Genomic DNA, 2252 nt, shown 5'->3' on the forward strand with positions numbered 1-2252 from the left:
GCCAGCAAGGTTACCGTATCCGCGTCTGTTGGCGCTGGCGCGTCCTATTACATCTATGATGCGAACGGCCACACTCGCTGGGTCTATGATCATCAGGATCAGCGGACTATCTCCTATGTCAACAATCAGCGCGGTCAGACCATACAGCGCAATGAAATAGACAGGAATAACAACGGTCAGGAGAAGTCCATCCGTCGTAAATTCTACTATTTGGATGGCATTGTGCGCGGCGACATTGGTAACGATGGCGTTCCCTCAAGGACGGACTACGTTCAACAGTTGGCTGAAAATGGAGATCATAGCGTTGTTGTCGGTCAGGAGTCGTACTCCTATCTCAAGACTTCTGACAAAGACAGTAATCGCAGCTGGTTGGTTACAGGAACCAGAGATATCAAAAAGCAAGTCGGGTATTCCAGTTATTACAGAATAACGCCTGTGACTTCGGCGGATTTCGATCAGAACTTCCAGCCGATTAACTCCGACTATCCCGGCAAGGCATCCTCTTACTACGAGGTTCATGAAGGGGACAAACTGTCTTCGATCGCCGCCAGCATGTGGGGAGACGCCAGTCTTTGGTATCTGCTGGCGGACGCCAATGGCCTCACCGGCGATCAGGATCTGAAAGCCGGTTTAAGTCTGGTGATCCCTAACGTGGTCACCAACATACACAATAACGCCAGCACATTCCGTCCCTATGACCCGGGACTGGGCCTTGGCGACACAACGCCATCGTTGCCTGAGCCTCCGCCTCCGCCCAAGAAGGGTAAATGTGGCGCCGCCTTTGTTGTCATGGTGATTGCTATCGCTGTTGCGGCAGTAATAGCGCCATATGCGATTCAAGGAGCTGCCAGCTTATTTGGCGCTGCCACTGGCGCAGCTGGAAGTGGCGTCACGTTAATAGCCGGTACAACAGGGATAGGCACACTGGGAGCGACTACGGGGATTGTTGCAGGCGCTAGCGGTTATGCTGCCGTCGCTGCAGGCGCATTTGTCGGTGGGGCGATAGGTAGCGCAGCATCTCAATGGGCGGCGAAAGAGTTGGGAGTTCAAGAGCACTTCTCTCTTCGTGGCGCTATAAGATCGGGGCTTACTGCCGCTGCGACGGCGGGTGTCGCAGCGTATGCAAATACAGCTAAATGGGCGAAAGATTTACCTCAATGGGCTAAAAACGCGGCTACAGCTGTAACAGGCGTCGGGGCAAATTATCTCGCTGGCAAAGCCACAAATCTCCCTGCTACTTTCCGCTGGAGAGACGTCGCCACTAGCTTTGCTACTGCATCAGTGATGAACGGCATTGGCATTGGAGATAAGAGTGCGTTTTACAACCAAGGACTAAGCAGCTACGTCGATGGCTTTCTCCCAGGCAGTATTAGAAACAATGACATCGCCCGCAATGCTATCCAAGGCCTCACCGCCGGCGCAGTATCCGAAGCCGTTCGCGTAGCGGTCTATGACAGCGAAGATTACCGCCCTGATTATGTTGGGATGATTGCGGGAGTTGTTGGTAGTACGTTGGGAGGTTTGGCGCTGGCGGGAGTTGCTAAGGAGAGTCAACAAAGCTCGGCTGCTACAGTGAGCGCGACTGAAAAGTCTTATGCGGACGATTATCTGTATAAGTATGGGATAGCGAGCCTGAATGGTGAGGGGCCGGTCGGCCCGGCGTATGAGCTTAATTATCTTCAGGAGAGGGATGAGACTTTCAGTGAGCTTGATGCGATCTCAGAAGAGCTGGAGGCAGGGGTAGAATATTCAAGATTTATCTCAATGGTGGGTGAAGGTTACACAGGCCAAGTAATCGTCGATCCAGTAACAGCTGTTGCTGGCCCATTAATAACTGTTGCTGAAAATGAACTTTCAGATAGTTGTCCAATATATGAGAACCATGCATCTGAGACTAACCTAAGTTTCGAACCATGGGATGAGTACGCCTATCGTAAAAGAAAGAGGGATTTCCAATTTTTCCTCGGCTCGTTAGATAATATGGCGGAAAGCTCTCTTGCTTCAGTGGGCTATATTTCGGGAACCATCAACGGTAGAGATGAGGAATCCCTCTATGGCATGTCAACTGCGGGGGCAGCTGTCAGTTCGCTAATTTCCCCCAGAGAATCTGGGAGAGTCATGAATCGAAGCGTAGGCCTATACGAACCTGTAAGCTATATTAAACTAGGGCCATATAGTAGTTTGCAGGAGGGGGCTGTTAGGCCCGCGTTTCCTACAAAGATTACAGCTAGATTCGTGATTGGGGAAGCAGA

General features: G+C 51.4%; 1 protein-coding gene. It reads left to right on the forward strand.

Translation table 11 applies throughout. The features are described from left to right. Positions 1-2252 (forward strand): LysM domain-containing protein (locus KP814_RS32380; protein WP_216740650.1); only part of this gene is annotated, 2252 nt, incomplete at both ends.

The organism is Hahella sp. HN01 (assembly GCF_018986435.1).
GTDB lineage: Bacteria > Pseudomonadota > Gammaproteobacteria > Pseudomonadales > Oleiphilaceae > Hahella.